This is a genomic window from Rosistilla oblonga, assembly GCF_007751715.1.
In the GTDB taxonomy this organism is placed as follows: domain Bacteria; phylum Planctomycetota; class Planctomycetia; order Pirellulales; family Pirellulaceae; genus Rosistilla; species Rosistilla oblonga.
Genome location: NZ_CP036292.1, coordinates 5980516 through 5997972, shown reverse-complemented (window position 1 = coordinate 5997972; position 17457 = coordinate 5980516). Strand labels below are relative to the sequence as shown.

Below are 17457 nucleotides of genomic sequence, written 5' to 3'. Positions count from 1 at the left end.
TGAGTCATGGGTTATTTCACCGCAAGCATGCGTTCCAGTGCGACCAGCGACCATCGCGAGGTCTCTTCATCGACTTCGATCACGTTGACGTTTTCTTTGGCGACCAGATTTTCCAAGCACCAGCACAGGTGAGCCAGATCGATGCGGTACATCGTTGCGCACATGCAGATCACTGGCGACAGGAAATGGATCTCCTGTTCGGGATGTTCCTGCTTCAATCGGTTCACCAGATGCAATTCGGTTCCGATCGCCCACTTGGTTCCCGCCGGGCTCTCTTTGACTGTGTTGATGATCTTGCCGGTGCTGCCCGAAACATCGGCTAGGTCGTTGACGTCTTGCGGGCACTCGGGGTGGACCAAGATCTTGATGCCGGGGTGGTTCTTGCGGAACGCGTCGACATGTTCGGGGCGGAACATTTGGTGCACGCTGCAGTGCCCCTTCCACAGGATCACTTTACTGTCGCGGATCGCTTGTTCGTCGTTGCCGCCAAGTTCATCTTCGTACGGATCCCAGACAGGCATCTGGTCGTTGGTGATGTCCATCGTCAGGGCGGTGTTGCGGCCGAGATGTTGATCGGGGAAGAAGAAGACGCGTTGGCCGCGCTCAAACGCCCATTCCAGGACCGCCCGCGCGTTGCTGCTGGTGCAGACGATGCCGCCATGTTTTCCGCAAAACGCTTTCAGGCTGGCCGCACTGTTGATGTAGGTGACCGGGATCACCGATTTGGTGTCGATCACTTCGCCCATGTCGGCCCAAGCGTTTTCGACTTGATCGATCGCCGCCATGTCGGCCATCGAACAACCAGCCGCCATGTCGGGCAGGATCACGCTGACGCGTTGGCCGTCGCGCTGTTCCAGCTTCTCGGGGCGGTTAGCCAAGATGTCGGCGGTTTCCGCCATGAAGTGGACACCACAAAAAACGATCGTCTTGCAAGCGGCGCTCTCGGCTGCCATCTGGCTCAACTGATAACTGTCCCCACGCAGATCGCTGTGCTCGATCACTTCGTCCTGCTGATAGTGATGCCCCAGAATCAGCAGCGAATCGCCCAATTGCTGACGCACCGTTTGGATGCGTTGGGACAGTTCGGTGTTGGAGAGCGATTTGTAGGGCTTCAGCGGCAATGCCTCCGAAGGTTGGATCGATACAGACACGAGATACACCCTTATTTATGTTGAGCCAACCGTTCGGCGAGTTGGCATGCGATTCAAATGGCATTATACGCCAACGACGACAATCGGCCATCGGCAGTAGCGAGCGATCGGCGGTAGATCGCTAACCGAGCGGACAAAGACAAACGCTTCGTGGCTGGCAATCGTCGTCAGATCGATATCCGCTGCGATTCGCCATTCCTTTTCCAGTCGCCAGTCGTGGGTGGTGCCACGATCTTGGAAATAGGTTCGATCGGCTGGTGGCAGCGCGTCGAAGTCGTCCGCGTCGCCGTAAATCGCCGGCCGGCCGCCCTGCGTTTCCAGTAGGCTGCGGTGGATCGCGATCCCATACGGTTCGTAGTCCCAGCGTCCCAGATGGGACCGGAAAACGCGGCCGCCCAGTAGATCGGCTAGCGGGCGAGCCGAAAGGCAGACGACCGGCTGGCTGCCGCGCGTCAGTCGATCAGTCGCTAACAGCCGCCCGGTCTGCAAGATCCGCCGCAGCGTCGCCAGCGGTCCCGATTCGCAGTTGCAGTCGCCCGAGAGCAGTTCGTCGTGAAAGTCGACTTCGCTTTGATCGGGCCACGCCCCATCCCGCTCTCGCGTGCAGTGGACCAGATAGGGCCAGCGGTCGGCAGCATCCGATTCGCCTCGCTGCGATAACAGTTCACCGAGTGAGAGGTCCCCTTCTCGTGGCACTTCGCCCGGCGTGACAGCTACCGGATCATTTCTTGCGGAGATCATCCAGCCGACGGCGCCGCGATCGATGTGCGACGGGACGCCACGATTTTTGGGATCGATCGCAATCCAAACGCTTGCAGGATTCCAGCGTCGATCGTTGAGGCGTCGATCCAACAGGCGATCGATATTGCCGCCGCGGGAGACCAACGGCGCATAGACTCGATCGGCGAGAAAGATCGCCACAGCATCGCGGCGAGGGGCGTCGGCGAGCGTGGTCGATGGAGCGATGGGAGGCGAGATCGCGATCCGATCGGCTGGCGGATGCTTTTGAATCCGGCCGAGCCAGCGGTCGAAGTCTTCGTTGTCGGGGCTCACGCAGATCGTGATCGCGGGGCACGCGAAACGTTGGGCAGCCCGCCCAACCCAAGGGGCTGCGGCAGTTCCTTCGCTGATCAACAGCGTTGCCCCATCCTGCTGCGTCGCGGCGATCGCTTGTCGCAACAACGCAAACCAATCGCATCGACGATGCAGATGGCGGCCGATCCGAGAACTGACGACCGCGTAGAGCGGGCGCCGCCAGCGGACGCTGTCGGGAATCCAACAGATGGAATTACCGATCCCGACGGCCGCGGCGTGGCGACTCGCATCGGGCAATCCCAGCGTAAACCGTCCTCCGGGCAGATGCATGGCATCGGCCTTCGCGAGACGTTGCAGCGGCTGGGATTCCGCTGCGTTCATCGGATGTTACAGCTGGCTTGCGGGCAGCGGCAACAGGTTCCATTTGTGGATCGTGCTAACCGTGTTGGCATAACGTTCCTTCTTGCTCAGGACTTTCCAATCGGGATGGACGCGGAACTTCTTCCAACCTTCGTCTTTGGCTTCCTGATTTGGATAGACAGTCATATAGGTCAGGTTGGGGATCTTGTCGCCAACGATCGCTTGACCGAAGAAGATCGGTTGGATTCCGCAGTCCAAGAAAATCGGAACCTCACCCGAATTGAACATCTCCACTTTCAGATCGCCGCGGTGTTCGGTGGCGCTTTCGTAGGTTCGCAGTTCGAAGATCCGCTGCTCTTTGTTTTTGCTCAGCTCGGGCTGATTCAAGCGGGGAAGCACGTCGAACGCGATCAATAACTCGCTGCGGACGCGATCGAGGATCGGTGTCGATGGTGGGATCTGATTGTATTCGGTCGCCGCTTCGGCATAAGCTTTGTCGGCCGCCAGCTTGGCTGGGATCTCGGCAACTTGACCGGCGTCGTCCAGCGGGATCAGGACGAACCGCGATTCCTGCTCTTCGCTCGAATCGGTCTTGAACAATCCAACCGGCTCGATGCCCATTCGGTTTAGCGCCGGCAGCAGGGCGTCGGAGAGATAGGCATCCAACAGCGTTGGGTCGGCGTTCTCTTTCAGTTTGTATTGGCGGATTTCGAAATACTGTTTGCCTTCGACAGCGAAGGACTGCGTCATCATGACACCTGCGATCAGGAGGGAGACGAGAGTTCGGACCATCGGGGAGGGTTCTCCAATAACTGGAATTTTATCAGGTTGGTGAGGCGTGCAGGTCGCAGCCGGGGAGCCGATATCATAACACAAGATCACTGCGGCGGATCGCTGTTTTGTTCGCCGCCGATTTGCTCTCCCCGAATCACCTCCGGCTGCAGGTTTGCCGGCAGTTCGGCAGCGATTAACTGCAGCAGCGCAGAGTCGGGCAGGAAGCGACACATAATGTAGTAGCTGCAAGAGAGCCCAACGGCGGCGCCCAGGACGACCTTGATCGCTTCAGCGACAAAGCCCATGAACCCGAGGGAGCGCCGGCGACGCAATGTGTCGGCGCGGCCGAGCCGCGGAATTGCGGAGGCATGCCCCGAGCGTGATCCTTCTGCCGGATCGTTGAAGGGGCGACCATGTTGATCGGGATGCGGCGATCCGCGGTCGTCGAATTCAGCCGGTGCTGTCGGCCGCTGGCTGGGACGCACCGGCACAGGCTGCGATGTTGCGATCGGTTGTGGTGGAGCTTGGAGCGGAGTTGGTTTGGGAGGTTGGGCAGCGGAGATCGGTTGCCGATCGGCGGCCACAACGGCTGTCGGATCGATGCGGAAGTGTAGCGTTGGGCCGCGCTGGGCTAGATCGATCGCGGTCGCAGATTCGATCCAGTGCCGCGTGTCGGGTGGGGTTTCGGCGGGGAACAGCTGCCACGGGCCACTGCTTTGGATCATCCAACGGTTGGCGACGCGGCGGATCACCGCGTGCGTGTCGTTGATTCCATCGAGCGGCGGAATGACGAAGTCGCATCGGCTGGCGCAACCGACGGTGACTTCGTTTTTCGCGAAGACTTGGCATTGGCCGTTGTCGAGTGAGAGTTCCACAGCCACGATCGCATCAGTCCAAATCGAGGGCGCTGTAGATCTCTTTCATCTTGTCGTTCCAATCGGTCAACGCGCTGTCGGTCAGTCCGCTCTGGCGTTGAATCTGCAACCTCGCGGTGATGCCAACGCTCGGCAGGCTGGCGGCGACGCCTAACATCCCGTCGGCGTCGTATTGGAACTTCACCCAGACCGGCGTTCCGGCGGGCAGGCCCGGCGGCAGATCGTGGACGACACACTTGCCGATCATCGTGGAATTCTGGCCGCTGCTGTCGCCTCCTTCCACCACCTGGACCGCCACGTTGGGCTGACCCGATTTGTGCGTTTCAAATTGAGCTGTGTGCGATGAAGGGAGAGGTGAGTTGCGGGGAATCATCACGCGATTGCGAGGTTGGCCGGTCGCTTTTTCGATTCCCAATACGCCCAGTGCGTGCGAATTAACGTTCGTCACCTGGATCGATTCGGGCTGGCCAGCTTGCCGCGATTGCAAGATCTTGCCGTACAGAGCCGCTCCGTGAGCAACCGCTTCGTCGGCCGAAAGCGATCGATCGGCCGCCCGGCCGCTCTGCTGCTTCAACATCTGGCCGACCTGCGGCATCCGCGTCGAACCGCCAACCAGCAGCACCCGCGTGACCTCGTCCCACCCGAGCCCCGCTTCTTTGATGACTTTGTTGACGGTGAACCGCGTCCGTTCCAACAGATGGGCTGTCAGTTCATCGAACTCCGCCCGCGTAACCGTTGTTCGCATCACCGCGCCGGCGAATTCGATCAACACGTTGGCCTGCGACCGAGCGCTTAACGTCCGCTTGGCCTCTTCGGCTTCGCGCATGAACCGCGCCATCGCATTGGGATCTTGGCAGGGATCGATCAGATGTTCGTCGGCGAATCGATCGACCAGATGTTTTGCCAAACAGCGATCCCAATCGGCGCCTCCCAGCATCACGTTGCCATCGGTGGCGATCACTTCGTAGTGCTGACCATCGATTCGCATCACCGACACGTCGAACGTGCCGCCGCCGAGATCGTAGACCAGGATCGTTTCAGCTCGCTGCGATTCGCCTTGAGCATTTAAGAAGCCTTCGGAGACACCGTAGGCGATCGCCGCAGCGGTTGGTTCGTTGATCACCGCCAAGACTTCGAGCCCCGCCAGTCGACCGGCGTCTTGAGTGGCGCGGCGTTTGGGTTCGTTGAAGTAGGCCGGCACCGTGATCACCGCTTTGGTGATCGGGCCAATTTTGTCGGCCGCGTCGCGTTTCAACTTCTCCAGGATCAGCGACTGGATCACCTCCGGCGGAAACGATTGGCCGCCAAACGATTTGGAGAACATCGGTTTGCCCATCTCCCGCTTGGCGAACTCCGCCACCTTGTCGGGAAACAACGCCGCCGCCTTGGCCGCCTCTTTGCCGACGACAAATTCGTTCTCTTCAAACATCACCACGCTGGGCGTCGTCAGGTCTCCCTCGGCATTGGTCACCGTCCGCGGAATCCCCGCAGCGTCGAGATGCGCGACGACGCTGAAAGTGGTTCCCAGGTCGATGCCGACGATATTGTCTGCTTTTTGGTTCAAGTAGGTGCTGCTCGAAAGAAGTGAAACGAACGCCGAAAGAGCCCGTTTCCGTTGTTGAAGTTTGCCCGAGGCGTCAATCTGGTCGACGCAAAATCCCCGCTGGAGCCCTATTGTAACAAGAGGAACCCCGCGATCGAAGATCCATTCTCCGTCCCGGTTTGACGTGCCCGAAATCGTTCACTGAACCACGTAGCGGAACTCGTCGAGAGTTTCGGAATGCCGGGGCTGGGGAACGAAGTCTTGACGACTTCCGCTACGCCAAGGAGGAACGGCGTCATGCGTGCGCCTAGCTATGGACGCGCGGGGCGTTGCCGCCGCGGTTAAACGAGAATGCTCTTCAAGCCTGTGCCGATCGGGCTTCGACTATCGGCTCAGCCCCGGTTGGGGGCGATCGCTTCGGTTAGGTCTAAAGGACTCAAACGCTGCGGGAAGGCATGGCTATGGACGCGCGGGGCGTTGCCACCGCGGTTAAACGAAAATGCGCTTCATGCCTGTCCCGAACGGGCTTCATTTATTGGCTCAGCCCCGACAGGTGCGCGGCTCCCGTAGCGGAACTCGTCAAGAGTTTCGTGAATGCTGGGCTGTGGAACGAAAGTCTTGACGACTTCCGCTACGCCAGAGTGATTTACGGTCGAGCGGTAAAAAACGCGAGCCGCTCCGGTAGGGGAGCGGCTCGATCGCGTGTCGTCGAATCGAAAAGAACTAGTTCGTCTTGACGATTCCCGGCGGTTGCCAAGTGCCTTCGCCCGGCGGCAGGATGGAAGGAGCCTCGGTTTTAGGCCAATAGAGCCGCATCACGAGGTAGGCGGTGTCGTTGGGAGCGGGCAGCCAGTTGGATTCCTTGTCGGCGCCAGGGCTCTCCTTCTGGATGTAGATTGTCACCGAGCCATCATCGTTCTTCTTCATGTCCGGCAACATCGGCGAATTGATGAGATAGCGATCGATCGGATTCTCGATCAGCAATTGACTCTTGCCGTCATACATCGTCACCGACCAGAAGGCATTTACTGGTGGCAGTTTGCCCTCGTCGAATGTAAGCGTGTAGTTGTGCTTGCTGGTATCCAGCTCTTCACCATCGGCGTCTTTGCGGGTCAACGGGTAGGTGGCTTCGGCGGCGTCATTTGCGTAGAGCCCTGCGCTTGCCGTCGCAGCACGCTTGAGCCAGTCGCTGTTGTAGTAGGCATGATCTCCACCAGAGACCCCTCCCACCTGCCAGCCATTCTGATCCTTGCCTGCTCCAGCGATGAACGCCTTCACCTTGTCGTCGCCCTCTTTCATCCCCAGCAGCACGGCCGCCTTGTGTTCGTCGGAGAGATCCTTGAATTCGAACGACTTGCCCGGTCCGATACCAATGCTGGCCAGCTTTTCGCGAACCGGCTTGTTTTCCGGTGTCTCCGGCACGGTCGCGAGCGCGGCGTCGAGATATTCGTAGAAATTCTTCTTAATCCCCTTGGTGGTCGCCGGGATGAAATCGATTTCCGGTGCGGCAGGGGGCGCTGGTTGATTCAGGAAGGCGGACAGTGGTTGCACCTTGAAGCCGGCCTGAACCTTCACCACGTTGGGCATATCGGCAGGATTGAACAGTTGGGTGCGGAAAAGCGTTACACCAAACGGCGTGCTGGAGTGGAAGACCTTGTCGATGCCCGCCGGCTTGTCGCCTTTCCAGTCGGGCCCAACAGCCAGGTATTTACCCGCCTCGGTTCCCGTGGAACGGCTGCCGATGTAGCCGTAGTTATAAGTATTGCCATCGATCAACTGCACCGAGTAGTAGCGGTCCTTCTCCACGGCCGGAACCGAGATCACCATCGGCTCGCTGCGCAGGTCGAGCCACAGGAAGGAATACGGTGTATCGCTGTTGGGGGTGACTACCGCCGTATCCTTATAAGTGGCGACTCGGGCTTCGCTATTGAGGACATTAAACGGGGCCTTGAACTGCCCCGAGTTCTTGTCGACGCTGAATTCGTTCATCACCGCATAGTTCATCACGATTGGCAGTCCGTAGATGAAGCCCTCCTCGGCGATCGCTTTGGTTTCCTCGATGCCGGGGGCGGCAATGCCAGCTTTCTTGTCAGCCTCCTCTGCCGACGAAATGGTGTCGCCCTTTTTATTGCAACCGACGAAAAGTGTGGTCGTCAGCGCGACGGCGACGAGTCGGCGGGCCAGAGTCCCGTGGGGAATGACTGATTTGGTTTGTTTCATCTAATTCGGTTTCGGGTTTGATTTTTGGTGCGGATGGAAGATTGAGTTACACGTTTTGATTCACGTGCAGGTGCGACAAGAGATTAGCGTTAGTCGCCATCGGGCCACCGGATCTACCCACGTGGTTCTCAACCGAATCATAGTGTATCGAGACCTGGCAATCCGTGCGAACGGTCGGCCCTGTGGGCGGTGGAACGAAAGTCTTGACGACTTCCTCTACGTGCTCGCGCTGGTCTGATCAAGGAGCTGAATTGCGGACGGCGCTCGGTTGGCTTTGCCCCGGGCTAGGTGGGACATAGGGATTGACCAGGGCGAGAATCAACGCGACCAGCCCCAGCAGCAGGCAGCTGACTAGCACCGAAAAGCCGACGATGATCCAGTTCTGAGCGTTGCGGTTCGACTTCGGCGTCTCCGCGTCGCGCGAGTCGCTCTCGGGCGTCCGGATCGCAAAGTTCTTGGCGTCCGTGGCAGAACGAGGGCTGAGCGAACCAAAGGGATTTTGAGGGGCCGACGGACGGACCGGTGGAGCCAGCGTCGGCCGAGCCTGACGCGGCGGTGCAGGTCGGGCTGGAGGAGAGATTGGAGCCGCGGGGGCTGCGGGAACGACTGGTGCCGCCGCGACCGCGACGACGGGAGCGGCCAACGATCGCCGCAACGAAGCGTCGTAGCTCGCCTTCTTCTCAGGATTCAGCAGGATCAGCCGAGCCGCGGAGACCTCGTTCATCAACTTTTCGGCTTGTTCGGCGTGCTCTCCCGTCGAACAGCCATGCAGATACGTCATCCGCTGTTCGAACCCAGCATCGATCGTCTCGACGCTGGATTCGAACAGCTCGATGCCCAGCAAGCGGTAGTGATTGGCTGGCTGTTCCTGCGGCGGAATGCCAAACCAAGTCTGCAGCGAATCGAACATGGCTCTCGTAAAATGTGCCCCACGACCGAACCAACGCAACCGGTGCGCGATTCTCGAATCGAATTATCCTGCAGCAAGTGTAGACGTCAAAGGGGTGGGCGCTCGCGGCGAGCTTGCACCGGCGTCACCTCGGCTGAAGCGTCTGCGGCATCCATACCAGACTAAATTGCAAACGCGGTGCGCCCCGCCAGATCCGAAGTCCGTCGCGGGGGGGACTCGCTGCTCACTTGTTTTGCGTTCCCCCTACGGGCACTGATCGCCCCTTTCCGCAGCGCAATTCGAGCTTGCCCGCGGCGTGTAAAACGTGCAATCCGACATCGCGGTGACTAATTTTCCCAAAAAACGGGCGTCACGGGTAACCTCACCGCCGGTGCTGCCATAATCTACTGATGAGCGATCCCACCCCCTCCAACGACGCCCACCTTGAAGACGCGATTCGCCGCACCCGCGATGGCGACAAGGCTGCTTTCGAAACCGTGATTCGCCGGTTTGAGAAGCCGCTGCGCAGTTGGTTGGCTGGCCACGTGCCCCCCGGTATCGATGTCGACGAAGTGGCCCAGCGAACGTTTGTCGCCGCCTATTGCCGGCTGTCCGATTACCAACCCGGCACGCAATTCGCCGCCTGGCTGTTCACGATCGCCCGATTCCAGCTTCGCACCGAAACCACTCGGCTGCGGCGGATCGCCGATTACCATTCGCGTTACGGGCCCGATCTGCTGCAACGCGAATTGGACCGCCGCAGCGAGGAAGCTCCCCAGCGCTGGGACACGCGTTTGGATAGCTTGCACCTTTGCCTGGATGCGCTGAGCGAACCGCTCCGCCGTTTCGTCGACTGGCGGTACGAAGAAGAAATCCCGCTCGAGGAGATGGCTGCCCGCTGCGGCCGTTCGGTCGCCGCAGTCAAAAAACAATTATGGAAGGCTCGCCAGGCGCTTCAACAATGCGTCGAAACGCGACTGGCGCGGGCCGATGGAGGTCTGCAATGAACGCTTTCGATCGTTTTGCCCAGCTCTGGACCGACTATCTCGAGGGAGAACTCGACGAGCAAGGTCTGGCCGAGCTGCGCCAACTGATGGCGGAAGATCCGCAGCGCGTGACGTTGGCGGCTGACATGTTTCAGACGCATCGTTTGTTAGCGTTGGCGGTCGACGAATCCAAGTCGCGACAAGATCAGTTTGTCCGCGAAGCGATGTCGCGACTGCCCGACAATCAGGATGCCTTCGTCCGTCGCGTGATGTCCAACATGGAACCCGATGCGTCGACGCCTGCCACGCTGCCGAAGGGAAACGCGTTTCGTACGAAAGCTGCCGCGTTCGGAATCGCCGCCGCCATCATGCTGGCCGCTGTGGCAGCGTTTTACTTCGGAAATCCAACTCAACCGCAGATCGCTCACGACACCACGCCCCAGCCCATTGGCGGCGCGACGGCGGCAGCGGATGTTCGTTTGGCGAGCAATTCCAATGCGAAGTTCTTCGGCGAACTGTCCCCTCCCGTGGGAGCAGTGCTTGCTGGCGAACGGGATTATGTGCTGATGAGCGGCATGATCGAAGTTGCCTTCCCGGCCGGCGCGTCGGCGATCCTGGAGGGCCCGGCGGTCTTTCGCGTGATGTCCGACGAATGCCTCGCCTTGGATGTGGGGAGTTGTTCGGTCCACGCCCCCGACGGCGCCGAAGGCTTTCGCGTCGAGACGCCCGCCACGCGTGTGGTCGATCGTGGCACGCGGTTCTCGGTGAACGTTTCGGAGACGAGCGAGACCGAGGTGCAAGTGATCGAAGGAGCGGCGGACATCTACGACATCGGTGGCGAGGACGAACCGATGCCCGATCGCGATCCGACGATTCGCATGACCGACGGCGACGCTCAAAAATTCAGCCGCGGCCAAGCTTTTGCCGGCCGTGCGATTCCGTTTGATGCCAGCCGCTATCGCAGTCGACTGCCCGATCGCATCATCGCTTACGAAACAACGACAGCCGCCGAAGATGGAGGCGCAGAAAATCTGACCGGCGTCACGCTGCAGCGCGGTGGCCGCGTCGTGACCGTTCCCGTGGAAGACCTGATTCCGATTCGCGTTGCGTCGTTTAAAGCGACCGAACCGGGGCCCCTTTTTGTTAGCACGGGCCAGACGCTTCCCGACGGACGGATCGTCACCTCTTCCGATCGCAGCCTTGTCACCGGCGCGATCAATCCCGGCGGAAGCCGCGAACCGTTGACGAGCGACCCCGTATTGAGCGGCCCCTCCGCCACGCCTGGAATGGCGATCAAGTTCGCCAGCCCAGTCGAAAACGGTCCCGGACCCGACGTCGTGTTCTTCGATCTTCAAACGTTTTCCAACCCGCCCGATGGCGATGCCTTTCACGTCAGCCCGCTTCGCTTCCGCGAAGGACTGCGATCGCATTCGATCCGCGTCTACGACCTGACGATGGAGTCGCCCAACGCGCGGGATCTGACCGCCTTCTACATTCATCAGTTCGCCCAGCCGGTCGATTCGATTGCGGACCTGCAGACGCAGGAGTGCTTCCCCAACGGCAAGGTGCTCAAATTCCGCGGCTTAGCCGTCGGCATCGACCTTTCCGATTTGGGCTACGCCGATGGCCAGCGCGTCGACGGCCTGTTCATTCAAGATGCGATGGACGACCGCCACCACGTCGATCCCGTATTTATTGGCGGCCTGCCAGCGATGGCGGCTGCCTCAGGAGAGACACCATGATTTCCCACCTCATTCCTTTGCTCAACCGACCTGCTGGCAGTGCATGCCAGCTCGGAGTTCATTCCCCAATGCACCGATTCCTCCCCACCCTGCTTGCCGTTATTTCGATTGTTGTCGCAACCGCCAGCCGGTCGCCCGGTGATTCTCCGCCGGTCGCACGCTGGGACTTTGGCAGCGAAGAAGCGACGCCGATGAAAGCCAACGGCAATCTCCAACGCGACCAGGCCGGCCCGCGGCCGCCGGAGTTCCCCGATTTGGACGCCAGCAACACCGCGGTCCGTTTCGACGGCGGCTATTTCAGCATTCCCGACTCGGGAGCCGACAGCGAGTTCGACTTCACCAACGGCGACGCGATCACGCTGGAAGCTTGGGTCAGCCCGATCGGCGGGATTACGGGTTCGCCGCACGTGGTGATAGGCAAGGGACGGACCGGTTCTCCGAAATTCGCTCGCGACAACCAGAACTGGGCGTTGCGTTTGGCCGGGAAGGGAAGCGAAGCGAAAGTCAATTTCCTGTTCGCGTCGAAGTTAGGCAGCGGCGATCGGCATTGGCATCGTTGGACGTCGAAGCAGAGTTTCCGCACGAACACCGGTTGGTATCACATCGCGATCTCCTATCGTTTCGGCGATCCGAGTTCGATCCGCGGCTACATCAACGGGGAACCGACGACGGGGACCTGGGACATGGGCGGAGCGACCAAGTTGGCGCCGGTGGTCGACGACGATGAGATCCGCATCGGCAGCGGTTTCAAAGGACTGATCGATGCGGTTGCGGTCCATCGCGAAGTGTTGGACGAAAAAGTGATGGCGGCTCGCTTCCGCCGCGTCGGTGAAGCTCGCATCGCCCGACTGCAACCCGAAGTCATGCCGCAGTTGCAAGACCTTCCCGAGGGACGCGTGATGTTCCAAATTTCGGGCGGCTTGCCGTCGCGAGAGCGGTGGCTGTATGAAGGTGAGGAATGGCCGGCCGAATCGATGCGATGGGCGGGAGACGAATTCCTGTTGTCGCGGCTTCCGATGGAGTACGACAGCTGGGGCATCCGGTCCAGCTGGAAGGCGCCGCTGTTGTTGCGGATGGCCGCCGACGTCGAATTGCCAGCGGGAACGCATCGGTTTTTGATGCGGGTTCGCGAGCAAGCGCGATTGTGGGTTGACGGCCAATTGGTAGCCAAGACGAAATCGTCGACGGGACGTCCGCCCGATGGCGAAGAACCGATGCAGCCGCTGACTCAGCCGCCGCTGCCCGGACATCGACTGCCAGGTTACCGCCAGCAGGAGGTCGTTGGCGAAGCGACGATCGAGACCGCAGGGGACAGCGAAACGCGTCGCTGCCGCGTCGTCTTGGAACTGGTTGTCGGCGGTCCTGGCCGCCGGACCGAAACGGGAGAGATCTGCGTTGCGATGCTCTCTCCCGACGGCAAGCGGTACGACCTGCTGGGTGCCGGCGACACACGATTGCCTCTGACCGACGCAGCCGTTGTGCCAGCGATCGATCGAATCGAACAACAACTCGTTCAACTGGACGACCAGCGGCGGCGTGCCGCTGCAGCGTCTCAAGATCCGTATTGGGATCGGCGTCACGAAATCGCGCGGCAATGGGCGGCTGAAAATCCTGCCGACGTGGATGTCGCGGCGCAGGCTGCCGACGATCAAAATCCGATCGACAGGTTTGTCGCGGCAAAGATCGCTGGCGCCGTCGCTGCATCAGCGGACACCGATCCGAAGCAAGCCGAACATTTTCATGGCAAAGTTTTGCCGCTGTTGCGGGAGCAGTGCTTCCGATGTCACGGCGAGAAGAGCAAAGGGGATCTGAAGCTGAACTCGCGCGAAGCGGCGTTGAAGGCGGGCGAATCGGAGATCCCCGCGGTGGTGCCGGGCGATCTCGATGCCAGCGAATTGATTTCGCAAATTCGCAGCGGCGCGATGCCGCCGACCGACGATGGACTCTCCGAACCACAGATCGAACTACTGGAGCAATGGGTGCGAGACGGAGCGGTTTGGCCCGCGCCGCCGCTGGCTGACGCCGACGTTGCACTGGCGGCGGTCGTCGACGACCAAGCGTTTCTTCGGCGGATCTATCTCGATACCGTGGGCGTTCCGCCGACGTTCGCCGAAGCCCAGGCGTTTCTCGCCGATTCGCATCCCGACAAGCGAACGCGACTGATCGATGGCTTGCTGGACGATCCGCGATACGCTGACCATTGGATGAGTTTCTGGCTCGACGCGCTCGCCGAAAACCCGTCGCTGCTGAACGCATCGCTCAACAGCACCGGACCGTTTCGTTGGTTTGTGTACGAAGCGTTGCGAGACGACAAGCCGCTGGATCGGATGGTGACCGAGCTGTTGATGCTGCGAGGCGGAGCTGCCGAAGGGGGAAGTGCCGGGTTCGGCATCGCCGCCGAAAACGATGCTCCGATGGCGGCCAAAGGGCACATCATCGCATCGGCCTTCCTGGGGATCGAACTGCAATGCGCCCGCTGTCACGATTCTCCCTACCACAGCACTTCGCAACGCGATCTCTATTCGCTGGCGGCGATGATGGGGCGGAAATCGGTCACTGTGCCGAAGACCAGTCGCGTGCCGGATGCGTTTTTTGAAAGCCAAAAAGATCGCGTCTCGCTGATCCAAGTGACGCTGAAGCCGGACGAACCTGTCACCGCCGAGTGGCCTTTCGCCGCGGCGACCGGCGCCGCTGATGGTCCCGAGATCGATGCGTTGATGATGAAGCCGTCCGATACGCGGGAACGACTGGCCGCTCTGATCACCACGCCGCAAAACACGCGGTTCGCCGAAGTGATCGTCAATCGGATCTGGAAGCAATTGATCGGTGCGGGCTTGGTCGAACCGGTCCACGATTGGGAGGGGAGCATCGCGAGCCATCCCGGTCTGCTGCAGTGGCTCGCTCGCGAGCTGGTCGCCAGTGGTTACGACACCCGTCACATCGTACGGTTGATCGCGACGTCGGACACTTACCAACGTGCCGCGACGGGGAAGAACCTGGCCGCGTCGGCTGAGTTGCGATTTTTTAATGCGACCGAGCGACGTCGATTGACTGCGGAACAAGTGGTCGATTCGCTGCATCAAGCGACCGGACGGGAGATCGATGTCGAGCCGTTGACCTTCGTGCACGACGGCCGCGCCGCGTTGGGCAGCCGGCAAACGCTGGGCAGCCCGAGCCGTGCATGGATGTTTGGCGATCTAAAGAATGAACGCGATCGACCTAGTTTGTCGCTCCCCAAGGCGCGGGCTGTCGTCGACGTGTTGGAAGCCTTCGGTTGGACGGGAGCTCGGCAGATGCCGATCGTCGACCGCGAGACCGATCCCAACGTCTTGCAGCCTGGCATCCTCGCCAACGGCACGCTTTCGATGAACCTAACGCGGGCCGCTTATAAAAGCGATTTGGCGGAACTGGCGCTCGATGTCGATTCCCCCGACCAGCTTGTCGAGACGTTGTTCCTGCGATTTTTATGTCGCACGCCAACCGATGCCGAACGCCAAGCGTTCACCTTGGCGTTGGCCGATGGCTTCGACGCGCGGATCGTCCCGGACGACGAGATCGTGATGCCCGAGCCGCCACCGCGACTGCAACAGGTGACGTGGTTTAACCATCTGCGTCCGAAGGCAAATGAAATTCAAGTTGAAATGGAACGCCGCGCAAACGCGGGCCCAATTCCCGACCCCCGGCTGCAAGCAGATTGGCGAGAGGTCTATGAGGACATCGTCTGGAGCCTGGTAAACCACCGTGAATTTGTTTGGATTCCGTAACGGAGAAACTCTTATGAAATCATCTATCACTCGCCGCGACCTGTTGAGTGCAGGTGCGCTGGCCGCAGGCGGAATCGCCCTGCCACGATCGGCCTCCGCCGAATCCGCCCTCCCGTCGATGATGGGCCAAGCCGAGCATGTGATCTCGATCTGGCTGGGCGGCGGCATGGGGCAGATCGACACGTTCGATCCGAAACGCAAAGGGGATCCGGCCAACCGAAAAGCGGGCGCCTATTACGATGCGATCGATACCGCCGTTCCCGACGTGCAGGTCTGCGAGCACTTGTCGCAGATGGCTCCGTTGATGGATCGCGTGACGGCGGTCCGCAGTGTGCACCATGAAATGATCGACGAACATGCTGCCGCGACCAACCGGATGCACACCGGCCGGCCGATCAGCGGTACGATCTCCTATCCTTCGATCGGATCGATCGTCGCTCACGAGCGCGGTGCGGCCAACGACATCGCTCCGCCGTACGTTCTGATCGGTTATCCCAACGTCACGCGAGGTCCCGGTTTCTTGGGAGCTCGCGACAGCTATCTCTATCTGACCGACACCAGCCGCGGCCCGGCGGGACTCAGTCGCCCCGATGGGATCACGCCGGATCGCCAATCGCGACGCGAACGCTTTTTGGCGACGCTGCAACAAAACGGTGCGGCGGCGGCACAGCAGCAACTGGCCGATTACGACGCAGCGATCCAACAGAGCTTGAAGCTGAGCGGGCCGGAGTTCACTCGCGTCTTCGATCTCGATAACGAACCGGACGATCTGCGTCAGCGTTATGGTGGCGAGTTTGGGCAGCGGTGTCTGCTCAGCCGCCGACTGGTTGAACGAGGCGTCCGGTTTATCGAAGTCTCTCACAACCTGAATTTCTTAAACGGCGCCGGCTGGGACGTGCACAATGCGGGCATCCTGCAGCAGCACAAACTGATTCAAGAGATGGATACCGCCGTATCGACGTTGATCCTGGACCTGGAACAAAAGAAGCTGCTCGATAAAACGTTGATCGTGATCACCAGCGAATTTGGCCGGCCGCCGGAGTTTGATAGCGGTGGCGGTCGCGGCCACCAAGGGCGTGCGTTTACGTGCGTCTTGGCCGGCGGCGGGCTGGCGCATCGAGGCGCCTGGGGCGAGACGGATGAACTGTCCAAGAAGATCGTCTCCGACCCGGTCGGCGTCCCCGACTTCTTCGCCACGATTTGCGCCGCCGTCGGAATCGATTGGACGAAGAATCTGTACGCCGGCGACCGCCCGGTCCCGATCACCGACCGCGGGGAACCGATCGCGAAGCTGCTGCAAAGCTGACGCGCTTCGATTTGCATCAGCCCGATTCAGTTGCCGCCGACAAAACGTCGGCGGCTGATGTCTCTCTAAGAGACGGACAACACACCTCTGGTTGGATCGACACCTCCATCGCCCGCGTGTGTCGGCCTCCGGCCTTTGTTTTGGGGGGCTGCCGTGGACCGGAGGCTTGCACGTCCGGCAGTTATACGTAAGTCATTTTGAGTTGTCGCGACCGAACGCTTGCCAATCTAGTGAGATGTCTTTCGTTCGTCGCAGACCGTTGCCCATCGCATTCATCCGAGTCAGGGCCGCAGGCTCGACCATTTGCCTAGCCCAGGCCATCGGCCTGGGGTCTAGCGGCGATGGTTGACATGGTTGGGCTGTAGGCCCGGTCAATTGGCACCACCTACCCCGGGGCGTTGCCCCTTCGCCCGTTGTGAAATGAAACCGGGCGACGTCGGCTGAGACCCAGCCCTGCAGGCTGGGCTATGCAAATTGCTGGACCTTCGGCCCACGCCAGGTCTGTGAGGAATGTTCCTGTCCCTTTCGCCGTTGTAGAGGCGGGCACCGCACTTCTGGTTGGAGCGACACCTGCATCGCCCGCATGTGTCGGCCTCCGGCCTAAGAAGCGGACGCTCGCTTGTTGGTCACTGATTTCATTTTGCGTTTGGCACGCAGGTTGCAACTGTTCTCTTTCCAGATGGCGGTTGGGGAATGTCCAAGCCGATTTGAAAAATTTACAAATCAGCTTGGTGCTTGTTTCCCAACGATTCTCGGGACTGCAAAGCCTAGGGAATCAGACGGGTTGGTAGTCAGACCTGTACTGGGTTTGT

The 17457-nt window shown here is 60.4% G+C and carries 11 protein-coding genes; 4 read left to right on the top strand and 7 right to left on the bottom strand.

The features are described 5' to 3' along the window. Positions 1-11 precede the first annotated feature (11 nt). The 7 genes from nadA to CA51_RS21230 all read right to left on the bottom strand — a co-directional run bounded on the left by nadA (position 12) and on the right by CA51_RS21230 (position 8868). On the bottom strand, positions 12-1151 hold the full coding sequence (gene nadA / locus CA51_RS21260) for a quinolinate synthase NadA (RefSeq protein WP_197451369.1): 1140 nt from the start codon (positions 1149-1151) through the stop codon (positions 12-14). A 63-nt stretch (positions 1152-1214) separates the two neighbouring features. Continuing rightward, the gene (locus CA51_RS21255) at positions 1215-2567 is read right to left on the bottom strand and encodes a hypothetical protein (RefSeq protein ID WP_145123170.1); all 1353 of its coding nucleotides are present in this window, start codon (positions 2565-2567) and stop codon (positions 1215-1217) included. Between the two features lie 6 nt (positions 2568-2573). Then, the gene (locus CA51_RS21250; RefSeq protein ID WP_145123169.1) at positions 2574-3338 is read right to left on the bottom strand and encodes an NIPSNAP family protein; all 765 of its coding nucleotides are present in this window, start codon (positions 3336-3338) and stop codon (positions 2574-2576) included. An 86-nt stretch (positions 3339-3424) separates the two neighbouring features. Continuing rightward, positions 3425-4201, bottom strand: a complete 777-nt coding sequence (locus CA51_RS21245; RefSeq protein ID WP_145123168.1) for an FHA domain-containing protein — start codon at positions 4199-4201, stop codon at positions 3425-3427. A gap of 7 nt (positions 4202-4208) precedes the next feature. After that, positions 4209-5759, bottom strand: coding sequence for an Hsp70 family protein (locus CA51_RS21240; protein ID WP_197451367.1), 1551 nt, complete (start codon positions 5757-5759; stop codon positions 4209-4211). 702 nt (positions 5760-6461) lie between these two features. Next, the gene (locus tag CA51_RS21235; protein WP_145123166.1) at positions 6462-7958 is read right to left on the bottom strand and encodes a DUF1254 domain-containing protein; all 1497 of its coding nucleotides are present in this window, start codon (positions 7956-7958) and stop codon (positions 6462-6464) included. 238 nt (positions 7959-8196) lie between these two features. After that, positions 8197-8868: a hypothetical protein gene (locus tag CA51_RS21230; protein ID WP_145123165.1), complete on the bottom strand. Its 672-nt coding sequence runs from the start codon at positions 8866-8868 to the stop codon at positions 8197-8199. Positions 8869-9257: 389 nt separating this feature from the next. Between CA51_RS21230 and CA51_RS21225 the strand changes: the two genes are divergently transcribed. The 4 genes from CA51_RS21225 to CA51_RS21210 all read left to right on the top strand — a co-directional run bounded on the left by CA51_RS21225 (position 9258) and on the right by CA51_RS21210 (position 16645). Further along, the gene (locus CA51_RS21225) at positions 9258-9854 is read left to right on the top strand and encodes a sigma-70 family RNA polymerase sigma factor (protein WP_145123164.1); all 597 of its coding nucleotides are present in this window, start codon (positions 9258-9260) and stop codon (positions 9852-9854) included. After that, positions 9851-11575: a FecR domain-containing protein gene (locus tag CA51_RS21220; protein WP_197451366.1), complete on the top strand. Its 1725-nt coding sequence runs from the start codon at positions 9851-9853 to the stop codon at positions 11573-11575. Before CA51_RS21225 ends, CA51_RS21220 begins: the two co-directional genes overlap by 4 nt. A gap of 68 nt (positions 11576-11643) precedes the next feature. Continuing rightward, the gene (locus tag CA51_RS21215) at positions 11644-15339 is read left to right on the top strand and encodes a DUF1553 domain-containing protein (RefSeq protein ID WP_145123162.1); all 3696 of its coding nucleotides are present in this window, start codon (positions 11644-11646) and stop codon (positions 15337-15339) included. 13 nt (positions 15340-15352) lie between these two features. Then, complete coding sequence (locus CA51_RS21210; protein ID WP_145123161.1) at positions 15353-16645, top strand: DUF1501 domain-containing protein; 1293 nt, start codon at positions 15353-15355, stop codon at positions 16643-16645. Positions 16646-17457 lie beyond the last annotated feature (812 nt).